This window comes from Pseudomyxococcus flavus (assembly GCF_050038885.1).
Lineage (GTDB): Bacteria > Myxococcota > Myxococcia > Myxococcales > Myxococcaceae > Myxococcus > Myxococcus flavus.
The window spans coordinates 2,169,947-2,188,821 of the sequence record NZ_CP143624.1 but is presented as its reverse complement, the minus strand read 5'-3'; the positions used below and the strand labels follow the sequence as shown (position 1 = coordinate 2,188,821).

The window sequence follows — 18,875 nt, the reverse complement described above, 5'->3', positions numbered from 1 at the left end:
CCCAACCCGTAGAGGAGAAACACTCCATGGCCGAGCACAAGGGCATCGTCACGTTCAAGGGACAGCCGCTGACGCTGGTGGGGAACGAGGTGAAGGTGGGCGACGCCGCCCCGGACTTCACCGCCTACAAGGGGCTCAACGACACGCTGAAGCTGTCGGACACGAAGGGCAGCGTGGTGGTGCTGAGCGTGGCGCCCAGCATCGACACGCGCGTGTGCGCGGCGCAGCTTCGGGCCTTCAACAAGGAAGCCACCGCGCTGGGCCCGGACGTGAAGGTGTGGTTCGTCACGTTGGATTTGCCCTTCGCGCTGGGGCGCTTCGTGGGCGCCGAGGGCATCCAGAACGTCACCGTGGTGTCGGACTACAAGGACCGCGAGTTCGGTGAGAAGTACGGCGTGTTCATGAAGGAGCTGGGCCTGCTGGCGCGCAGCACCTTCGTGCTGGACCGTGAGGGCAAGGTCGTGTTCCGGGAAATCGTCCCGGAGATGACGCACGAGCCGGACTACGACGCCGCGCTGAAGGCGGTCCGCGAGTCGCTGTGACGCGTCGTCAGCCGCGCTCCGGCGGCGGTCTCCATCGCCGCAGCGCGGTCTGCTGCTCGTAGGGCTGGGGTGACGGGTAGCTGATGAGCTCGATGACGGTGCCCCAGGGGGCCCGGGCGTAGCAGAAGGCATTGCCGGGGCCCTCCTCCGGTGCTGGCAGCGCGTGTGGGCGGGAGAAGACCTCGCCCCCGGCCGCCTGGAAGCGCGCGAGCGCCGCGTCCATGTCCTCCACGTAGACGGCGATGTGCTGCAGGCCCAGGTCATTGGGGCGCGCGGGCGGGCGCTGCTCGGGGGCCGCGTACTCGAACAGCTCCAGGCTGGGGCCATTGCCGAGGCGGAGCAGCCGCATCGCGTGGATGCTGGAGCCTCGGAGGAAGCGCAGGCGGCGCTCCAGGTCTTCGCCTTCCTGCGGCGGGTCTCCCTTGGCGAGCGAGTCGTAGAGCACCTGCGCGCCGAGCGCCTCGACGAAGAAGGCCGTTGCCGCTTCGAGGTCGGGCACGGTGATGCCGACATGGTCGATGCCGCGGACAGGGGAGGCAGAGGGCATGGCGCACGCTCCTGGGATGGGGGAAACGCCGACGGCTGAGCCGGTCCACGGTGCGGCCGGGCTCCGTGTGCCGTCAATCCGGCTGCCCCGCGGGACAGGCGGGTGTTCAGTCGTGGGCGCGCAGCCGGTGGGCGCATGGTGTTGGAGCGGAACGAGGCGTTGCCACCCGGAGGAGGGCGTCCTGGGGCCACATCCGTGCCTCGGCGGCTGTCGCGACTGGCAGGGGCCTGTGCTCACGGTCCAATGCGCGTTTCAGGAATTCATCAGGGAGCGGCGGCCAGCCTGTGACTCCTGCAAGCTCTTGAAGGCTTGGGGCCCGAGGTCATTGGCAGGGGAGCGCCTTGGACGCAGCCTGCGCGTCGAGTCATCGCTTCATTCCATGGAGGCTGAGATGGCCACGGCACGCACGATTCGGATGGGCGTCATTGGCGCGGGCTTCGCGCGCACCACGCAGGTGCCCGTGCTGCGCACGTTGCCCGGCGTGGAGGTGGTGAGCCTGGCCAGCGCGCGGCGGGAGACAGCGGAGGCCGCGGGCCGGCAGCTCGGCGTGCCCCACGTGACGACAGACTGGCGCGAGGTGGTGTCACGGCCCGACGTGGAGTGGGTGTGCGTCTCCACGCCGCCCGCGCTGCACCGGCCCATCACCCTGGCGGCGCTGGAGGCCGGCAAGGCGGTGCTGTGCGAGAAGCCCACCGCGTTGGATGCGGAGGAGGCCCGGGCCATGTGGCACGCGGCTCGCGAGCGGCGCGTCCTGGCGCTGCTGGACCACGAGCTGCGCTTCCTGCCCGCGCGGCAGCGGCTGCGGGCCCTGGTGCGCTCCGGCGAGCTGGGCGCGGTGCGCAGCGCGCACGTCTACTACCGCAACGACAACCGCGCCTCGCCGGAGCGGCCGTGGGACTGGTGGTCGGACGCGTCCCAGGGCGGAGGCCTTCTGGGCGCCATCGGCTCGCACGCGGTGGACACCCTGCGCTTCGTGCTGGGCGCCGAGCCCGACGAGGTGCTGGGCGAGCTGACCACGCACACCGCCCATCGGCCGGATGCGCTCACGGGGCGGCCACGGCCGGTGACGAGCGATGACGAGGCGCGGCTGCTGCTCCGCTTCGGCGCGGCGACCGCCGCCATCGAGTTGTCGATGGTGTCTCCCGGCAAGCCCGTGCACGGCATCGAGGTGTCTTGCGCGCGCGGAGGGCTGCGCGTGGAGGGCGGTGAGCTGTGGCGCTCCACCGTGGGGGCCCGCGCCTGGGAGCGGGTGGAGCTGCCGACGGAGCCGCAGCTTCCGCGCGGACTGCCGGACAATGAATGGGCGCGGGGCTTCCTGCTGCTGGCCCGCGCGTTCACCCAGGCCCTGCGCGAAGGCCGCACCACCGTGGAGGGCGCGGCCACGCTGGAGGACGGCTGGCGCAACCAGCAGGTGCTGGACGCGGCGCGGCGCTCGCATGGGGAGCGCCGGTGGGTTCAACCCTTCACCGGGGCGTGAGGCCGCCAAGCCCCGGAGGGGCGGCCATGCTCAGGGCGACAGCTTCAGGATGAGGCCCGGTCCGTCATCTTCGGTGTACATCGTCTGGTCCACGCGGATGACCTCCTGGCTCTCGAGGTAGCCCCCGAAGAGCACCTCGCCGGAGGGCGTCATACCCAGCAGTGTCGGGACCAGCCCCTCTCCGATGCCTCGGGACCAGCGGTGGGTGCCATCGGGCCCGTAGCTGGCCACGAAGGCATTCACCTCGCTGGCGCCATAGGGGTTCAAGGCACCGCCGCCCAGGTTCGTCTCGTAGTTGAAGATGCCCATGGTCAGCAGGTTGCCCTGCGCGTCCGAGACGAGGCCGCGGTTGTATTCACCTTCGCCGCCACCGTACCGGCGTGCCCAGCGGTCCGTCCCCGTGGGCTCCAGCACCCCCAGCACCATGTCCTGCCGCTCGGTCATGCTCGTCAGCGGCGTCCCCGCGAAGGTGAACGTGCCGCTGAACTGGCCGCTGAAGGCCACGGCATCACCCGGCATCGCCGTGACGCCCCGCACGCCCCCATAGGCTCCGTCGAGGCGGCGCACCCACTGGAGCATGCCCGCGGGCGAGAACCGGGCGGCGAAGGGTGTCTGGGGGGCGGCAGTGCCCAGGGCGTTGGTGCCGCTCGTGGTGCCACCCACCAGGACGTGGCCCAGGCTGTCGGTCGCGACGGTGAGGCCCTGCGTATCGCCATCGCTGTCACCCGAAAACGCGTGGGACCACAGGTGCGTTCCTTCCCAGGAGAACTTCGCGAGGAACATCCCCATGCGGCCATCCAGGGCATGACTGGATGGGCCCGCGTCCAGTGGACCGCCTCCCAGGTCCGTGCGGCCCCGGAACATCCCCGTGACGATGAGGCTGCCATTGGCATCGGTGGCGATGTCATTGGCCCAGAGCGCCGCTGACATCGGAGTGCCTTGCACGTCCATGAACGCACGGAAGGCCCTGGCCCAGACGAACCCTCCGTTGGGAGAGAACTTGGCGATGAAGAGGCCGTTGGCGCCGGGGCCCGTTCCGGGCACGGGCCCGGCCCCGAAGTCCAGCGTCCCGTGGAAGTCCCCGTACATCAGGTGGTTGCCCAGCGGGGTGAGCACGAGGCCCCCGAGCCTCAGCGAGGCGTTGCCCTGCGAGTAATCCGCCGTCCACATCGGGATGCCGCTCGCGGCGTAGCGCGTCAGCCGCATCCCCTCCATGGAGGGGATGTTGGGGTTCTCGTAGCTGCTCAGCGTGGCGAAGCCGCCGCTGCTGTCCGTGGCCAGGGCGCGGGGGAGAGCGCTCTCCCGGTAGGCGGCGTTGACGGCGCCGCCCGTTCCCCAGTGCTGGCACCGCGGCCGTGTCTCCCGGAGCCGCAGCCGCAGCTCGGGGCCACGGCCATAGGAGAGCGTCCGGGTGGAAGCGAAGTCCGTGCCGTCCCCCACCTCCGGTATCAGGGCGAAGCTGTACAGTCCGCTGCCCGTCACGTGAGCGGTGACGTCGTACTCCACGAAGGTGCCGGAGGCGATGGCCCCCACGTTCGCCAGCGGCGCCCCGGTGGTCGCGGGGCGGTTGTTCCACGTGAGGGTGTAGGGGTCCCAGTCCGCGCGGGTGGCGTACACGGCGGGGCCGTCTCTCGAGCCATCCTGGGCGTAGAGTCTCAGCGTCGCCTGGACGACGGCGGCGGAGGAGGCCTCGACCCGGAAGCGCAGATAGGCTTCTTGTCTGGGGTTGCCATCGGAGATGAGCACCTGGGAGGTGTTGTGGGGCGTGTCGGGCGCGTCCTGCACGACATACGTGTCACCTGCGTTGCGTCCCCTGCTGTCGTACTCGATACCCAGGTCCTCGCAGCCCGGCGGCAGCGCCGCTGCCTCCACCTCTGCCGATGCGGCCTGGGGCTCCTCCAGCATCCCTTCTGTCACCGCGCCACCACAGCCCACCGCGCACCCGAGGATGGGGAGCAGGCCCCAGCCCATTCTCCACTGCTTCACAATCACTTGCGCCTCCCGGACCCATTGTCCGTTGCAAATTGATTGCACTCGCGGTGCCAATGGCAGGCGTCCTCCGGGTGCGAGAAAACACGCCGGCGTCATCACGCCCATGTCCTCGCGGGCGCCTGGGGTTCCCTGTCGTGCCGGAACAATGGCCCTGGAAGGCAATGCGCTGTCCACCCGCGCTCCGCCCAGGTGGAGATGCGCGGGACCGTGGCCAGATTGCGGAGGAAGGAGCCACCGGATGAAAGACCAGCCCTCTCCGCCACCGCAGCCGGATGCACCAGCGCCTGTCAGGCCGCCTGCCGACTCATCCCGGCCGTGGCATGCCCTGCCTCCGGACCGGGTGCTGATGGAGCTCGGCAGCACGTCGGAAGGGCTGACGGACGAGGAGGCGCGAGCGCGCCTGTCGCGGCACGGGCCCAACGTGCTGGAGCGCGCGAAGGGGGACGGCCCGCTGAAGCTGCTGTGGCGGCAGGTGAACAGCCCCTTCATCTGGGTGCTCATCGCGTCCGCGGTGCTGGCCGTCATCATGGGGAAGGTGACGGACGGGCTGGTGGTGGCGGCGGTGGTGGTGCTCAACACCCTCATCGGCTTCGTGCAGGAGTACCGCGCGGGGAAGGCCATCGAGTCGCTCAGCCGCATGGTGCCGGAGAACGCCACGGTGATTCGCGCCGGCCGCAAGCTGCGTATGCCCGCGGCGCAGGGCGTCCCTGGCGACGTCATGGAGCTGGCGCCGGGCGACAAGGTGCCCGCGGACATGCGGCTGCTCACCGCGCGCAACCTCACGGTGGAGGAGGCCGCGCTCACCGGTGAGTCCGTGCCGGCGCAGAAGGCGGTGGCGCCGGTGCCGGAGGACGCCGAGCTGGGCGACCGCGCCAGCCTGCTCTTCGGCGGAACGCTGGTGACGTCCGGCTCCGCCACCGCGGTGGTGGTGGCCACGGGGCAGGCCACCGAGCTGGGCCGCATCTCCACGCTGCTCCGCGAGGCCGCCGACCTCCAGACGCCGCTCACGAAGGCGCTGGCTGTCATCGGCAAGTACATCACCGTGGGCATCCTGGTGATTTCCGCCGCGCTGCTGGGGGTGGGCCTGGTGCGGGGCTACGCGGTGAGCGAGGCCATCATCGTGGCCATCACCCTGGCGGTGGCCGCGATTCCGGAGGGCCTGCCGGCCATCGTCACCATCGCCCTGGCCATCGGTGTGCAGCGCATGGCCGCGCGGCGCGCCGTCATCCGCAAGCTGCCTGCGGTGGAGACGCTGGGCAGCACCACCGTCATCTGCACGGACAAGACGGGCACGCTCACCCGCAATGAGATGACGGTGCAGGCGTTGTGGACGCCCGCGGGACGCTACGCGCTCAGCGGCGTGGGCTACTCCCCCAGGGGAGCGCTGACGCGGGACGGCCAGCACGTGGAGGTGCCGCCGCCGGACGTGTGCGAGCTGCTGCGGGCGGGCGCGCTGTGCAACGACGCCGCGCTCCAGCACCGCGACGGACAGTGGGACATGACGGGCGACCCCACCGAGGCCGCGCTGCTCGTGGCGGCGGAGAAGGCGGGCCTGCGCGTGGACGACGCCCGGCAGGCTCACCGGCGCGTGGACGCCATCCCCTTCGAGTCGGAGAACCAGTTCATGGCCACCCTGCACGAGGACGGGAGGGGCGGCCGCCGCATCCTGCTCAAGGGGGCGCCGGAGGTCGTGCTGCGCCGCTGCATCCTGGAGGGCGGCATCTCGTCCGCCACGGTGCTGGCGGAGGTGGACGGCATGGCGCGGCAGGGCATGCGGGTGCTCGCGGTGGCGTACCGGGAGGTGTCCGTCTCCCACACCGCGTTGCGCATGGAGGACGTCGAGGGCGGCCTGCGGCTGCTGGGCCTGGAGGGGATGATTGACCCGCCTCGCGAGGAGGCCATGGCCGCGGTGCGCGCCTGTCACGAGGCGGGAATCACGGTGAAGATGATTACCGGCGACCACCCTTCGACGGCGGCGGCCATTGGCGCCCAGCTGGGGCTGCTGAAGCCGGAGGAGGAGGGCGTCACCGGCGCGCGGCTGGCCGCCACGGATGACGCGGCGCTGGAGGAGGTGGCCCGTCGCTCCAACGTCTTCGCGCGCGTGGCACCCGAGCACAAGCTGCGGCTGGTGCGCGCGCTCCAGCGGCGGCAGCACGTGGTGGCCATGACGGGGGACGGCGTCAATGACGCGCCCGCGCTCAAGCAGGCCAACATCGGCGTGGCCATGGGCATCACCGGCACGGCGGTGGCGAAGGACGCGGCGGACATCGTGCTGACGGATGACAACTTCGCCTCCATCGTCGCGGCGGTGGAGGAGGGGCGGCGCGTCTACGACAACCTCATCAAGTCGCTGGCCTTCGTGCTGCCCACCAACCTGGGGTTGGCGCTCATCCTGTTGTTCGGCGTGTCCCTCTTCCCCATCCAGGAGGTGGACGGACGGCTGGTGCCGCTGATGGCCATGCTGCCCACGCAGTTGCTCTGGATCAACCTGGTGGCCACGGTGTCACTGGCGCTGCCACTGGCCTTCGAGGCCCGGGAGCCGGACGTCATGCGGCGGCTCCCCAGGGACCCTTCGGCTCCGGTGCTCAGCCGCTTCGTGGTGATGCGCACCGGGCTGGTGGCGCTGCTGATGGCCGCGGGCGCCATGGGCCTCTTCCTATGGGAGTTCCGCCGGGACTTGCCCCGCGTCGGCCACGAGCACGCGCTGGCCGAGGCCCAGACGATGGCGGTGAATACCGTCATCAGCTTCCAGATGTTCTACCTGTTCATGTGCCGCAGCCTCATGGGCTCGGTGCGCAAGGTGGGCCTCTTCAGCAACCGCACGGTGTTCGTGGGCATGGGCACGCTGGTGCTGCTCCAGGTGGCCTTCATGTATCTGCCCTTCATGCAGCGCGTGTTCGGCACCGCGCCCCTGGGGCTGAAGGACGTGGGCCTGTCCATCCTCGTGGGCGCGGTGGTGCTGCCGGTGGTGGGCCTGGAGAAGTGGCTGCGCCAGCGCAAGGAGGACACCGGCGCTTCGTCCGGGCGGGGCGCCGCGGGGCTGCGTGAGCGTGTGCCGGCGTGAGGGGCCGTCAGGGGCGCGCGGGCCGGGCTGCGGCGTCCGGCAGCGTCCAGTCACGCTCCATGAAGGCGATGCGGCACTGGTCCAGCCGGGGGCCGCAGGCGCGGTCCAGGTCGCTCCGGGTGTCACAGCCCGGGCGCTCCTCGCAGGTGTCGGGCAGGAAGGCCCAGACGAATTGGAGCACGTTGCCGCGGCGGCCCTCGGGCAGCGCGGCGAGGAAGTCCTCGCGGTATTCGTCGAAGAGCGAGGCCAGGTAGACGGTGTCCCGCTCCAGCCGCACGTTGCGCCGGTCCCCCACGAAGCGGCGGCCGGCCTCGTTGAGCTGTGAGTCGAGGAACTCGGGTTGGAAGTGCGAGCCGTCCAGCCGCGGACCGCCGCGCGCGGCCTGGAAGAGCGCCAGGTGGATGCGCGGGTCGGCGAACTCCCGGCGCAGCACGCGGTGCTCCAGCGCCCACAGCGTCAGCCGCTCGCCGCCCACCGGCCAGGAGCGGCCCCAGAAGAAGCGCCCCAGCCACGGCTGCCGCACCGACTCGAGATACGGATAGCCATCCACCACCTGCTGGAGCACCAGCGCGTTGTAGGCGTTGAGCCAGTAGGCCAGCGCGTCCTCCGGCGTGGGGAAGACGTCCGGCCGGTTGTGGGGGGAGAAAGACGCCAGCGAGTCGACGAAGCCGTCCAGCACCTTGCGCTCGCGCCCCATGGAGGCGAAGTCCACGTCGCCATTGGCGCGCACGTGCCTCAGCACCTTCGCGTAGCCGTAGTAGTCGAACGGCGTCGACGCGGAGGGTACCCGCGCGGGAATCAGGCCCTGGACGTGGAGCGCGCCTCCCGCGGCCACGAGCGCGGCCATGACGAGCAGCACGGCGATCACCCTGGGGCGGCGGCGAGGAGCGGTGGGCGTGTCCACGGGCGGGGAGCATAACCCAGGGGGAAGGGGGCTGCCCGGCCCTCCCGTTCATCCCGCGTAACGCGCAGGCCATTCCAAACGAGGATAGTCGCCGACTTATACTGGGCCTCCATGGAGCCTACCCCCAAGGTCATCCGTCACTTCCATCCGGTGCTTCCCGCCCGCTCGCTGGGCAGCAAGCCCGTTCGCGTGGAGCTGGCGGGCCGCGCCTACGCGCTGTTCCGGGACGGCTCGGGGCAGCCCGCGGCGCTCGCGGATGCCTGTCCCCACCGCTTCGCGCCCCTGTCCAAGGGCAAGGTTCGCGCGGATGGGCGGCTGCAGTGCCCGTACCACGGCTGGCGCTTCGACGCGCAGGGGCGAGGCAGCAACCCCAGCCAGCCGGAGCTGCGCCACTGCGACGCGCGCAGCTTCCAGGTGGTGGAGCGCTACGGCTACCTCTGGCTGGCCGAGCGCGACACGCCGCTCTCCGCCATGCCGGACATGGGTGACGAGGGCTACGTCTTCGGGGGAGCGTTCTCCACGCACTTCGCGGCGCCCCTGCACGTGTCGCTCGACAACTTCAGCGAGGACGAGCACACGCCCTACGTCCACACCCGGCTGGGCTGGGACGACCCGAACGCGGGCCGGGTGGAGTTCGAGGCGCGCAACCTGGAGGACCGCACCGAGGTGCGCTACCGCGCCCCGCAGCGGCCCGCGCCCATCATGGCGGTGCTGGGCGTGCGCGACGGCGACTTCTTCCACAACGACTGGGTGACGCGCTTCGACCCGGTGCGCAGCCAGTACACCATCCACTGGGCGTCTCCGGATGGCCGTCCTCGCCCGTTCATCACCCGCGCCAACATCTTCTTCGTGCCGGAGACGGCGCGCACCACGCGCCTGCACGTCTTCTCGTTCCTGAGGACCGAGGAGCCCCTGCTGCGCCCGCTGCTGCCCGTGGCGGCGCGGGCGGCCATGGCGCTGACCTGGTGGGAGGTGCGCGACGACGCGCGCTTCATCTCCACCGTGGCGGACACGCCGTACAGCCACAAGGGCATGCGGCTGGACCGCTTCGACACGCCGCTGGTGCACCAGCGGCGGCTCCTGGAGCGCATCTACTACGGCGCGGGGGCGAAGCCTGCCGCGGTGGTGCCGCTCACGCGCGAGGCCCCGGGCCGCTGAGGCCCGCCGGGGCACGCACGCGGTCTTCAGTGCAGCGAGGGGGCGGGCTCCTCGTAGACGGGGGTGCCCAGCCCGGTGCGCGCCTCGAAGGCGTTGCAGCCGCTCTCACCGGACACCACGAGCTCGAACTCGGACAGCTCCGGCTGCATGCAGCGGTGCGTGTCGCTCGCGCTCTGGGGGTGCTGGTTGGCGAAGTAACGGCAGCCCTTGCAGTTGCCCCAATTGCCTTCTGCCATGACGTTCTCCTCGGAGAGGCATGCAATGCCTCTCTACGAGGGTGCGGCTGGCGTGAGGCGTCCACAACCGGCGCCCGGCCCGGCGCCCGGAGGCCGGCCGGGCGCCGTCATGGCCACGGCGTGTTACTGCTGCCGCGGCGCGTCCTGCGGCCCTTCCTGGGCGGGCTGCGCCGGCGAGGACTGCTCGGGCAGCGGCTGGAGGAACGGCGCCTCCGAGTCCTCCACCTTCAGGTCCGCCGACAGCGGCCGGGCACCGAAGGCGCCCACGGCGCGCATCAGGCTCAGCCCGGCGAGCGAGGCCTGGAGCCGCTCCGCGACGAGGCCAATCTCCGCCTGCGTCAGCGCGGTGTTGGCGTCCGCCACTTCCAGGTAGGTGGCCACACCCGCCTTGAAGGAGGCCTCGGTGAGGCGCTGGGACTCACGCGCCAGCTCCACGGCCTGCTCGGCCTTGAAGCGGTTGGCCAGGGCGTTCTCGAGGTTGAGCTGGGCGGTATTCACTTCCTGGCGCGCGGTGAGCTCGGCCTTGCGCTGCAGGGCCATGTTCTCCGCGATGACGGCGGAGGCTTCCTTCAGGTTGGCCTCACGCAGGCCGCCGTCCCACAGCGTCCAGCTGGCCCCCAGGGTGATGAGCCAGAAGCGGTTCGAGCCGACGAGGCCCGCCGCGTTGGAGATGTTGTACGTGCCGCTCAGCTGCACGTTGGGCAGGTAGCTGAGCCACACGCCGCGCTTGTTGATGCGTGACAGCTCCACCTGCTCGCGCGCCGCGGCCACGTCCGCGCGCTGCTCGAGCGAGCGCTCGACGAGCACCTCGGTGTCCGTCTTCTCCGGGACCTGCGGCTCCGGGGGCGGGGCCACGTCGAAGTTCGGGTTGTCGAACGCCAGCAGGGTGGCGAGCACCAGCTTGGCGGAAGCCTCCGCGTTGCGCGCGCGGATCAGGTCCTGCTCCGCCCGGGCCAGGTCCTGCTCGGCGCGCAGCAGCGCCACGCGCGTCACCGTGCCCGCCTCGAAGCGGACCTTCGTGTCGTTGGCGCGTGCGCGGTTGAGCTCCACCAGCCGCTCCTGGACCGTCACCGCCTGCGCCTGCGCCGCGGTGCCGTAGAACGCCTGCGCCACGCCGAAGAAGATTTCGCGCCGGGCCTGCTCCACGTTGAGGGCCGCGACGCGCTCCGCCTTGTAGGCGGCCTGGATGCCGGCCCACAGCTGCGGGGCGATGACGGCCTGCCGGATCTGACCCTGGGCCTGCTGCTGCACGCGCGGCTGGATGACGACCTCAACCGGCGCGAGCGGACCCGGCGGAATCACGGCCTCGATGGAGTTGCGGGTGATGGCGCCGTTGACGCTGATCTGGGGCAGGTAGTTGGCCCAGGCCTTGCGCGACGCGGTATCCGCCTGGGTGAGGCGGGCCTGCGCGGCCTTGAGGTCCAGGTTCTCCTTGCGGGCGCGCTCGAGCGCGTCCTCCAGGGTCAGCGTGGGCGGCGGTGCCGCGGCCAGGGTGGCCGCCAGGGACAGCGCCAGGAATGAACTCATGACCGCCTCTACCTCCTCAAGGCCCGCGCCGGCGCGGGCCACTGCGTCCGGGATGGACTTGCTACGGGTTGAGCCTCGGGTCGGGAGCCATAGTCCATGACGTCCGAATTTGGAAGCTCCGGAATGTAGTAACCCTCAATAGTTGATGAAGTCAATTGTTTAGGTGGCTCAGGTGAATTACCATGGGGGATATGAACGGGAGCAGCGAGCACCTGGAGCGGAAGAAGCCGGCGGACGGGCACGGGCGGGCCGAGCCTGAGGGAGACCTGCCACGCCAGGCGTGGACGCTCCTCTTCGAGCTGATGCACACCCACATGCGGAACTTCCCCGCGCTGGCCGCGGAGTTCGACCTGTCGCCAGTGCAGGCCCACGTGCTGCGGCAGCTCGGCGAAGGGCCGCTGGCCATGAGCACGCTGGCTGCCTACCTGTCATGCGACGCATCGAACGTGACGGGGCTGGTGGACCGGCTGGAGGCGCGCGGGCTGGTGGTGCGGCGCAGCTCCGAGCAGGACCGGCGGGTGAAGCGGCTGGTGCTGACGGACGAAGGCGCTGCGCTGCGCGAGCGGCTGCTGCAGCGGATGTCGGAGCCGCCGGAGGCCATCGCCGGCATGGCGGACGAGGACCTGTGCGCGCTGCGCGACATCATGCGCCGGGCGCTGTGCTCGCAGTAGGCGGGCCGGGCCTCAGTCCAGCAGGAAGGTGTACGAGTACTTCATCTCCGTGGAGACGGGCTCGCCGCCCTTGATGGCGGGCTTGAAGCGGAAGCGGCGGATGGCGTCCCGCGCCGCCTCGTTGAGTCCGTAGCCGGGGCCCTTGAGGACCTTCACCGCCACCACCTTGCCCTCGTGGTCGATGGTGATGGACAGCGTCACGGTGCCCTCGACGCCCGCGCGCCGCGCCTCCTCCGGGTAGGGAATCTTCACCTCGGAGGCCACGGTGGGCTCCGAGTCCACCTGGTAGATGGGCGCGTACTTCGGCGCGCTGTACCCCTTCACGTCCTTGGGGTCCCTGGCCGTGTTGCCCGTCTTGCCGTAGGCGGTGTTGCCCACGGGCGCGGCGAAGGAGCCCGCGCTGGTGGTGGAGGACATGGTCATGCCCACCACGAGCGGTGGCGGCTTGGCCTGCGGCTCGGGCGGCGGCGTGTCGTTGGGTGGCGGGGGCGCGTCCACGGGCGGCGGGGGCACGGGCTTGGGGGCCTCGGCCACCTTCACCGGCGGCGGCTTCACGGCCCTGGGCTTCGGCGGCGGCGGCTTGGGCGGCTCCGGCTTCGGCTCCTCGGGAGGAGGAGGTGGCGGCGGGGGCGGCTTCTGCACCTCCACCATCACCATCTCCACCGGGCGGTTGGCGACGGGGCGCGGCCGGTCCTCCACGTTGCCGAGCGCCCAGAAGCCGCCGACGTGAATCCCCAGCGACACGAGCAGGAAGAGGCCGACCACGGCCAGCGAGCGGTCGCGTCGGGGTGTCGGAGCGTTGTCGAGGGCCGCCTGACTCATGGACTGACGCCTCGCCTCAGGGCGTGGTGGGCGCGGCCGCGGGGGCCGCGTCCTTCTCGATGTTGAGCGCGAACTTCGCGATGCCCTTGCCCTTCACCACGTCGATGAGGCGCATGACGCGGCCATAAGGAAGGGACTGGTCGGCGCTGATGATGGCGCGCGTCTCCTTGTCCTTGGCCAGCGCCTCGACGACCTTCGCCTCCAGCTCCTTCTCGCTGACCTCGGCGCCGTCGAAGTAGAGCTTGCCCTCCTTGTCCAGCACCACGTTGACCAGGCCCTGCACCGTCTCACCGCCGTTGGCGGCGCGAGGCAGGTCCACCTCCACCGTCTCGCGGACGATGAAGTTGGCCGTCACCATGAAGATGATGAGCAGCACCAGCACCACGTCCACCAGCGGGGTGACGTTGATGCCAGTGATTTCGTCGTCGTTGTCCTGCGCACCGCCGGCCATGGGCTAACGAGCCTCCGCGGCGCGAGCGCTCGTACTGGACGCGGGGCGCTCGGCGCGCATGCTGCCCACCAGCGCGTAGCCCAGCGCGTTGGCGCGGCTGGTGAGCGTCTTGAGCTGGCGGTTGAAGACGTTGAAGGCCACCACCGCCGGAATCGCCACCGCCAGGCCCACGGCCGTGGCCACCAGCGCCTCGGAGATGCCGGCCATGACGGTCTGCTGCATGGCCCCGCCGCCGCCCTGGGCGTTCATCTGCCCCAGGTCGTGGAAGGCCTTGATGATGCCGAGCACCGTGCCGAACAGCCCGATGAAGGGGGCGTTGTTGCCCAGCGTGCCCAGGTACGACAGGAAGCGCTCGTACTGGGGACGCTCGCGCGACAGGGTGGAGGCAATCACCTGCTCCACGGTGTCCGCGCCCTGGTCGGCCGAGGCCAGGGCCTCGCGGATGATGGCGGCCTCCATGCCGCTCCTGCCTTCAATGGCCTTGCGCGCGACGTCGTACTCACCGCGGGCCAACCGCACCGCCAGCGCCTCGGAGTCCGGCAGCCGGTGGCGGGCGAAGTAGACGGCGCGCTCCAGCATGATGGCGATGGACAGCACCGAGAGGATGACGAGCACCCAGAGCACCCACTCGGCGGAGGTGAGCGTCACGCCGAGCAGTTTGCTGCTGAGCCAGCCAAGCTCGGAGTGACTCGTCTGGGCCAGGAAGAGGAAGGGCGTCATGGAGGGAAGCCTGGGTAAAGGTGGGCTGCGGGTTACGCGCAACCCAGTTGCCAACTCGCGGGCCCATGTCTTGTTCCCTTGGCGCAGAAAGTCAAATGGAACGGCTCGGCTTGCCGCCAACTCTCCGCCTACGGTTCAGGCCCAGAAGTGTCCCCACGGGGGACTCCCGGAAGCGGACGGTCTCCCGCCCGCTCGGGCGGGGCGCCCTCAGGGCCGCCGGGCCGGGACGTCCGTGAGGGCGGGGTTGCGCTCGATGGCCGGGCCCAGCACCGCGTCGATGCGGCTCAGGAGCTCGGGCGCGAGCTTCACCCCCGTGGCCTTCGCGTTGTCATGCACCTGCTCCGGGCGGGAGGCGCCGACGATGGCGGAGGACACGCTGGGATTCTGGAGCACCCACGCGACGGCGAGCTGGGCCATGGTGAGGCCGGCCTCCTTCGCCAGGGGAATGAGCTGCTGCACGCGGGTGAGCACGTCGTCCGTCATGAAGCGGGCGATGCCGTAGCGCGCGCCGTTGGCGTCAGTGGCGCGGCTGCCGGCGGGCGGCTGCTGGCCTGGGAGGTACTTGCCAGTGAGCACGCCCTGGGCGATGGGCGACCACACAATCTGCCCCAGGCCCACCGCGTCCGAGGCGGGGATGACCTGGGACTCGATGACCCGGTGGAGCATGGAGTACTGCGGCTGGTTGGAGATGAAGGGCACGCGCAGCTCGCGGGCCAGCGCGGCGCCCTGGCGAATCTGGTCGGCCGTCCACTCGGAGACGCCGATGTAGAGCGCCTTGCCCTGGCGGACGATGTCCGCGAACGCGAGCATCGTCTCCTCCAGCGGGGTTTCGACGTCGAAGCGGTGGGCCTGGTACAGGTCCACGTAGTCCGTCTGGAGCCGGCGCAGCGAGCCATCGATGCTCTCCAGGATGTGCTTGCGCGACAGGCCGCGGTCGTTCTTCCCGGGGCCGGTGGGAAAGTACACCTTGGTGAAGAGCTCGTAGCCAGCGCGGCGCTGGCCCTTCAGGGCGCGGCCGAGCACCTCCTCCGCGCGGGTGCCCGCGTACACGTCCGCGGTGTCGAAGGTGGTGATGCCCACGTCCAGCGCCGCGCGCACGCAGGCGAGCGCGGCCTCCTCCTCCACCTGGGAGCCGTGGGTGAGCCAGTTGCCGTAGGAAATCTCACTGACGACGAGGCCGCTGCGGCCGAGCTTGCGGAAGTTCATAGGGGCGCGAGCCTAACCGTGGGCCCCCAGGCGCGCACGGCTTCGTACCCGCCACAGGCCGCCGGCCCAGACCACCCAGGCGACGTAGACGAGCTGGAAGGGGATGCGCAGCCAGAAGTACCAGTCCGGGAAGGGCAGCACGTGGGCATCCGTGTTGGCCTGGGCCTCGTGGATGTTGGCGGGGAGGATGGCCAGCAGCAGGGCGATGAGCCCTATCGCCGCGAGGCGCCGGGTGCGTGGCAGCAGCAGCCCCAGGCCGCCCGCGACCTCCGCCACGCCGGAGACGAAGACCCAGAAGGCGGGGGAGGGCAGCTGCGGGGGAATCATGGCCTCGTAGCGCGCGGGCATGACGAAGTGCATGACGCCGGCGCCCACGAAGAAGAGCCCCGCGGCCACGGCGGCGCGGTCCCGCGGTGTGGCCAGCGCGGACAGCCGCCGCAGCGGCGGCAGGTGGAGCAGGAGGAAGAAGGCGAGCAGCAGGATGGCGAAGGACATGGGGCGCTCCTCTGGAGTGGGGCGCGCTGGAGAGGCGGGCTCCAGCGCCGTCGACTTCAGAATGAAGCGCGGGGTGTCCGGGGGCTTGAACGAACTGGCTGCGATGTACCGCCGCCCCGCACGCCCTGGTGGTGTGGCCGCGGCCCTCCCGGAAGAACCTGCTGTCCGAGGTGCTCCGCAAGGACTGACGAGAACGGAGGTGTTCAGCGTGCCGTGCCGTTGCGGCCCTGGGCTTGAACGCGCGGACCCCGGCGCTGGAGCGCTGAGGGCGTCGTGCCGAACATCCTCCGGAAGGTGCGCGTCAGGTGGGCCGCATCGGAGAACCCGGCCGCGTGCGCGGCTTCGCCCGACGTGCGGCCCGCGGCGATGGCGCTGGCGGCGCGCTGGAGCCGGAGCCAGAGGAGGTAGGGCCGCAAGGGGACGCCGAGCGACTCGCTGAAGACGTGCATCAGCCTGCCTGGAGACAGCCCGGCGACCTGGGCCAGCGCTTCGAGCGAGGTGTCTTCCGGCGCGGGCTCCGCGCGCAGGTACCGCAGCAGCTTGCGCACGCGCGGGTGCATGCGGCGAGGCGTCTGGGGCGTTCCGGAGAGGGCCTCCAGCGTGGCTTCCATCCAGGGTCCGACGGCTGCGTGTTCCAGTGGGCCGGACGCGGGAAGGGGGGCGAGGAGGGCGTCGCGCCGTGCGCTGTCGAACAGGCGCACCGGTCCTTCCAGCGAGGCCCGGAGCCGTTCGCCGTCGTGGCTTTCGGGCTCGACGAAGAGGAGGACCACCTCGGTGTCGCGCGCGTCGAGCGCATGCGGGGCATCGGGACCTACGAGCACACCGGCTGCCTGCTCGGCCGCCTTCATGCCGGGCGCGCGGATGGAGAGCTGGCCTTGCCGGCAGAGCACCAGATGCATCGCGTGGTGGGCGTGACGCGTGGTTGCATCACCGGGGCCCCACATCGCGAGCGCCGTGGGCCACACCACCAGCGGCATGTCGGGCCATGGCGCCTGGGGCGCCAGTTCTGGGGGACGGGCGAGGAGCATTCCCGTGACGGGTTCTATCAGCAGTTCCCGATGACGATGGCGCTGGCCGCGCATCCAGGAGCAGGCTGCCGTCCATGGGGTATCACGTCGGGTGGGTGACGTGCCGTCAGGAACGCAGCCGCGGCCGTGCGCGGAGCTGGGGCGGCAGTCGCGGTGGCCCCAGGGGATGGTGTGCTGGCCGCCTTTGCCGCTCATTCCGGCACCTGGGGCAGTCTCGCGTCGTCGTGCCGTCGTGGGCACTTCCTGGCGCGAGGATGGCTCCTGTGAGGTGTGGGGTCGCGGGCGGCACCGCTCCGGGGCGGGGTGGGGATGGCATGCATGGGAGGAAGACATCGATGATGGGCCGACGACGACCGCTCACCTCCGGGCTTCGACGGCTGGGCGCCGCGTCGCTTGTGGAGAGTGGGCCTGGTAGCCGACACTCGCTGCTTCATGGCTGCCAGTGAAGAACGCCGCTTCCAGGCCCTGGTGCTCGCGCCCATCCGGCGCGTGCAGCGGCGTCTGAACGCGGTGGCGTGGGCGGAGGCAGGCATCGTCCCGATGTGGGCCACCGCCACGGCTTGCGTCCTGGCCCGACTCCTTCTTCGAGACGCCTTCGTCTGGGCCTTGCCGCCCTTGCTGGCAGCAGGGGGCGGCATGTGGTTCTGGCGGGCTCGCTCCCGGGGCGTGTCGCTGGAGCATGCGGCGGTGCTCGCGGACCGCTCGGCGAACGCGGGTGGACTGCTGCTCACCCGGCTGGAGCGCTCCGTGGGCGAGTGGGAGCTGGCCGTCAACCAGCTCGCGGGCGCGGTGAAGCTGCCCGAGGTGAACTGGCGGCGGCCTGGTGGCGCGCTCGCGGGCGCGGCGTTGTTCATGGGGGTCGGGCTCCTGCTGCCCTTGCCCGCATCGCGCGGGCGTCCCGTGAATGCCGCGGCGGCGGCGAAGGTGGCCGCGGTGCAGGCGCAGGCGGAGGCGCTCGCCCAGGAGAAGGTGCTGGAGGAGGCCATCGAGGACGAGCTGCGCCGACTGGCGGAGGAAGTCGCCGAGGGCCGCTTCGACTCCGGAGACTGGGAGGCCGCCGATGCGCTGGAGAAGCGGCTGGCCGAGCAGGCCGCGGACGCCGCGGCACAGCTTGCCAACGCCGCCGCCGCCGCGCGCGACCTGGAGGAGTCCCTGGGCGCCGCGGGCGGTGCAGAGGCCGCAACGCGTGAACGTGAGGAGCTGGAGCGCGCGCTGATGGCCCTGGAGGAGGGCTCGGAGGCTCGTTCCTCCGAGGAGGGTGAACAAGAGGGGAGTGGTTCGCCCACACCCGAGAGTGACGGGATGACGCCCGCCGAAGGAGCGCGTGCGTCCGCGCAGGACGAGCAGGGCGCTCAGGGCCAGCAGGCGCAACAGGGCGCTCAAGGCCAGCAGGGCGCGCAGGCGCGGCAAGGTCAGCAGGGCGCCCAGGCCCAGGATGCGCAGTCGCGGGCCCGCGCACGGGCCTCCGGCTCTCCGGACCAGATTGCCAGCTTGAGGGAAGCGCTGGAGCGGCGGCGTCAGTCGTTGGAGAACCGCTTCGATCCGAACGGCCGGAATCGCTCCGAGGCCCAGGCTCGCGGCTCGCGCTCCGGGCGCGACAGTCAGGGACAGGGACAGCGCGGCGGACAGCGACAATCCGGGAGCGGAGAAAGTGGCTCCGAGGGCGAGGGCCAGGAAGGCAGCGGCGAGGGGACCCAGTCCCATGCGAGCCGGAGCGTCCGGAAGGGCGCCGGCGTGTCGCGGGGTGGCGGCAGCCAGCCGCTCGTCTTCGGCGGTGAGGCGGAGATGGACCCGGAGCGGCTGGCCTTCGAGCCGCTGCCTCCGGGGCAGGGCGGGGACGAGGGCGAGGAGCTCTGGGGGCTCCGGGCCGCGGACCCACGGCGCCAGTCAGGGCCGGCGGGGGCGGGCGGCGCGCAGGGCACGCAGGCGCGAGGCGCCGCGACCGAGGGGCCCGGCGCGGCGCCGCTGCTTCCTCGCAACCGGGACATGGTGAAGCGGTACTTTGGTGGCGAGTCGTCTGGAAGGGGGCAATGAC

17 protein-coding genes are annotated in these 18,875 nt (G+C 71.2%); 6 read left to right on the top strand and 11 right to left on the bottom strand.

Annotated elements, in window-relative coordinates:
- Positions 1-26 precede the first annotated feature (26 nt).
- A complete protein-coding gene (gene tpx, locus VZL07_RS09150; RefSeq protein ID WP_426754979.1) occupies positions 27-542 on the top strand; it encodes a thiol peroxidase in 516 nt (171 codons plus the stop codon).
- A 7-nt stretch (positions 543-549) separates the two neighbouring features.
- Here the strand turns inward: tpx and VZL07_RS09145 are convergent, their stop codons facing one another.
- Positions 550-1,089: a VOC family protein gene (locus tag VZL07_RS09145; protein WP_426754978.1), complete on the bottom strand. Its 540-nt coding sequence runs from the start codon at positions 1,087-1,089 to the stop codon at positions 550-552.
- 391 nt (positions 1,090-1,480) lie between these two features.
- Between VZL07_RS09145 and VZL07_RS09140 the strand changes: the two genes are divergently transcribed.
- Positions 1,481-2,566 carry a Gfo/Idh/MocA family protein gene (locus VZL07_RS09140; RefSeq protein WP_426754977.1) on the top strand — a complete coding sequence of 362 codons (1,086 nt, stop codon included), beginning with the start codon at positions 1,481-1,483 and terminating at the stop codon, positions 2,564-2,566.
- A gap of 30 nt (positions 2,567-2,596) precedes the next feature.
- Here VZL07_RS09140 and VZL07_RS09135 read toward each other — a convergent pair whose 3' ends face one another.
- Positions 2,597-4,552: a DUF7594 domain-containing protein gene (locus tag VZL07_RS09135; protein ID WP_426754975.1), complete on the bottom strand. Its 1,956-nt coding sequence runs from the start codon at positions 4,550-4,552 to the stop codon at positions 2,597-2,599.
- Between the two features lie 244 nt (positions 4,553-4,796).
- Here VZL07_RS09135 and VZL07_RS09130 point away from each other — a divergent pair, with 244 nt between their 5' ends.
- On the top strand, positions 4,797-7,622 hold the full coding sequence (locus tag VZL07_RS09130) for a cation-translocating P-type ATPase (protein WP_426754974.1): 2,826 nt from the start codon (positions 4,797-4,799) through the stop codon (positions 7,620-7,622).
- A 7-nt stretch (positions 7,623-7,629) separates the two neighbouring features.
- On the opposite strand, the gene VZL07_RS09125 is transcribed toward VZL07_RS09130, so the two are convergent.
- Positions 7,630-8,481: a DUF547 domain-containing protein gene (locus tag VZL07_RS09125; protein ID WP_426754973.1), complete on the bottom strand. Its 852-nt coding sequence runs from the start codon at positions 8,479-8,481 to the stop codon at positions 7,630-7,632.
- 156 nt (positions 8,482-8,637) lie between these two features.
- On the opposite strand from VZL07_RS09125, the gene VZL07_RS09120 reads away from it, so the two are divergent.
- Positions 8,638-9,684, top strand: a complete 1,047-nt coding sequence (locus VZL07_RS09120) for a Rieske 2Fe-2S domain-containing protein (RefSeq protein WP_426754972.1) — start codon at positions 8,638-8,640, stop codon at positions 9,682-9,684.
- Positions 9,685-9,710: 26 nt separating this feature from the next.
- Here VZL07_RS09120 and VZL07_RS09115 read toward each other — a convergent pair whose 3' ends face one another.
- A complete protein-coding gene (locus VZL07_RS09115; protein ID WP_426754971.1) occupies positions 9,711-9,920 on the bottom strand; it encodes a hypothetical protein in 210 nt (69 codons plus the stop codon).
- A 123-nt stretch (positions 9,921-10,043) separates the two neighbouring features.
- Positions 10,044-11,447, bottom strand: a complete 1,404-nt coding sequence (locus VZL07_RS09110; RefSeq protein WP_426754970.1) for a TolC family protein — start codon at positions 11,445-11,447, stop codon at positions 10,044-10,046.
- 182 nt (positions 11,448-11,629) lie between these two features.
- Between VZL07_RS09110 and VZL07_RS09105 the strand changes: the two genes are divergently transcribed.
- The gene (locus VZL07_RS09105; protein WP_426754969.1) at positions 11,630-12,118 is read left to right on the top strand and encodes a MarR family winged helix-turn-helix transcriptional regulator; all 489 of its coding nucleotides are present in this window, start codon (positions 11,630-11,632) and stop codon (positions 12,116-12,118) included.
- A gap of 12 nt (positions 12,119-12,130) precedes the next feature.
- On the opposite strand, the gene VZL07_RS09100 is transcribed toward VZL07_RS09105, so the two are convergent.
- The 6 genes from VZL07_RS09100 to VZL07_RS09075 form a co-directional block, all read right to left on the bottom strand.
- Positions 12,131-12,940, bottom strand: coding sequence for an energy transducer TonB (locus tag VZL07_RS09100; RefSeq protein ID WP_426754968.1), 810 nt, complete (start codon positions 12,938-12,940; stop codon positions 12,131-12,133).
- Between the two features lie 16 nt (positions 12,941-12,956).
- Entirely contained in the window at positions 12,957-13,391 is a 435-nt protein-coding gene (locus VZL07_RS09095) for an ExbD/TolR family protein (protein WP_426754967.1), read from the bottom strand.
- Positions 13,392-13,394: 3 nt separating this feature from the next.
- Positions 13,395-14,111: a MotA/TolQ/ExbB proton channel family protein gene (locus VZL07_RS09090; RefSeq protein WP_426754965.1), complete on the bottom strand. Its 717-nt coding sequence runs from the start codon at positions 14,109-14,111 to the stop codon at positions 13,395-13,397.
- A gap of 207 nt (positions 14,112-14,318) precedes the next feature.
- Positions 14,319-15,317, bottom strand: coding sequence for an aldo/keto reductase family protein (locus VZL07_RS09085; RefSeq protein ID WP_426754964.1), 999 nt, complete (start codon positions 15,315-15,317; stop codon positions 14,319-14,321).
- A gap of 12 nt (positions 15,318-15,329) precedes the next feature.
- Positions 15,330-15,812 carry a DoxX family protein gene (locus tag VZL07_RS09080; RefSeq protein ID WP_426754963.1) on the bottom strand — a complete coding sequence of 161 codons (483 nt, stop codon included), beginning with the start codon at positions 15,810-15,812 and terminating at the stop codon, positions 15,330-15,332.
- Between the two features lie 203 nt (positions 15,813-16,015).
- A complete protein-coding gene (locus tag VZL07_RS09075; protein WP_426754962.1) occupies positions 16,016-16,840 on the bottom strand; it encodes a helix-turn-helix transcriptional regulator in 825 nt (274 codons plus the stop codon).
- A 432-nt stretch (positions 16,841-17,272) separates the two neighbouring features.
- Here VZL07_RS09075 and VZL07_RS09070 point away from each other — a divergent pair, with 432 nt between their 5' ends.
- Positions 17,273-18,874 (top strand): hypothetical protein, encoded by a 1,602-nt coding sequence (locus VZL07_RS09070; RefSeq protein ID WP_426754961.1) that lies wholly within the window; start codon positions 17,273-17,275, stop codon positions 18,872-18,874.
- Position 18,875: the final 1 nt, after the last annotated feature.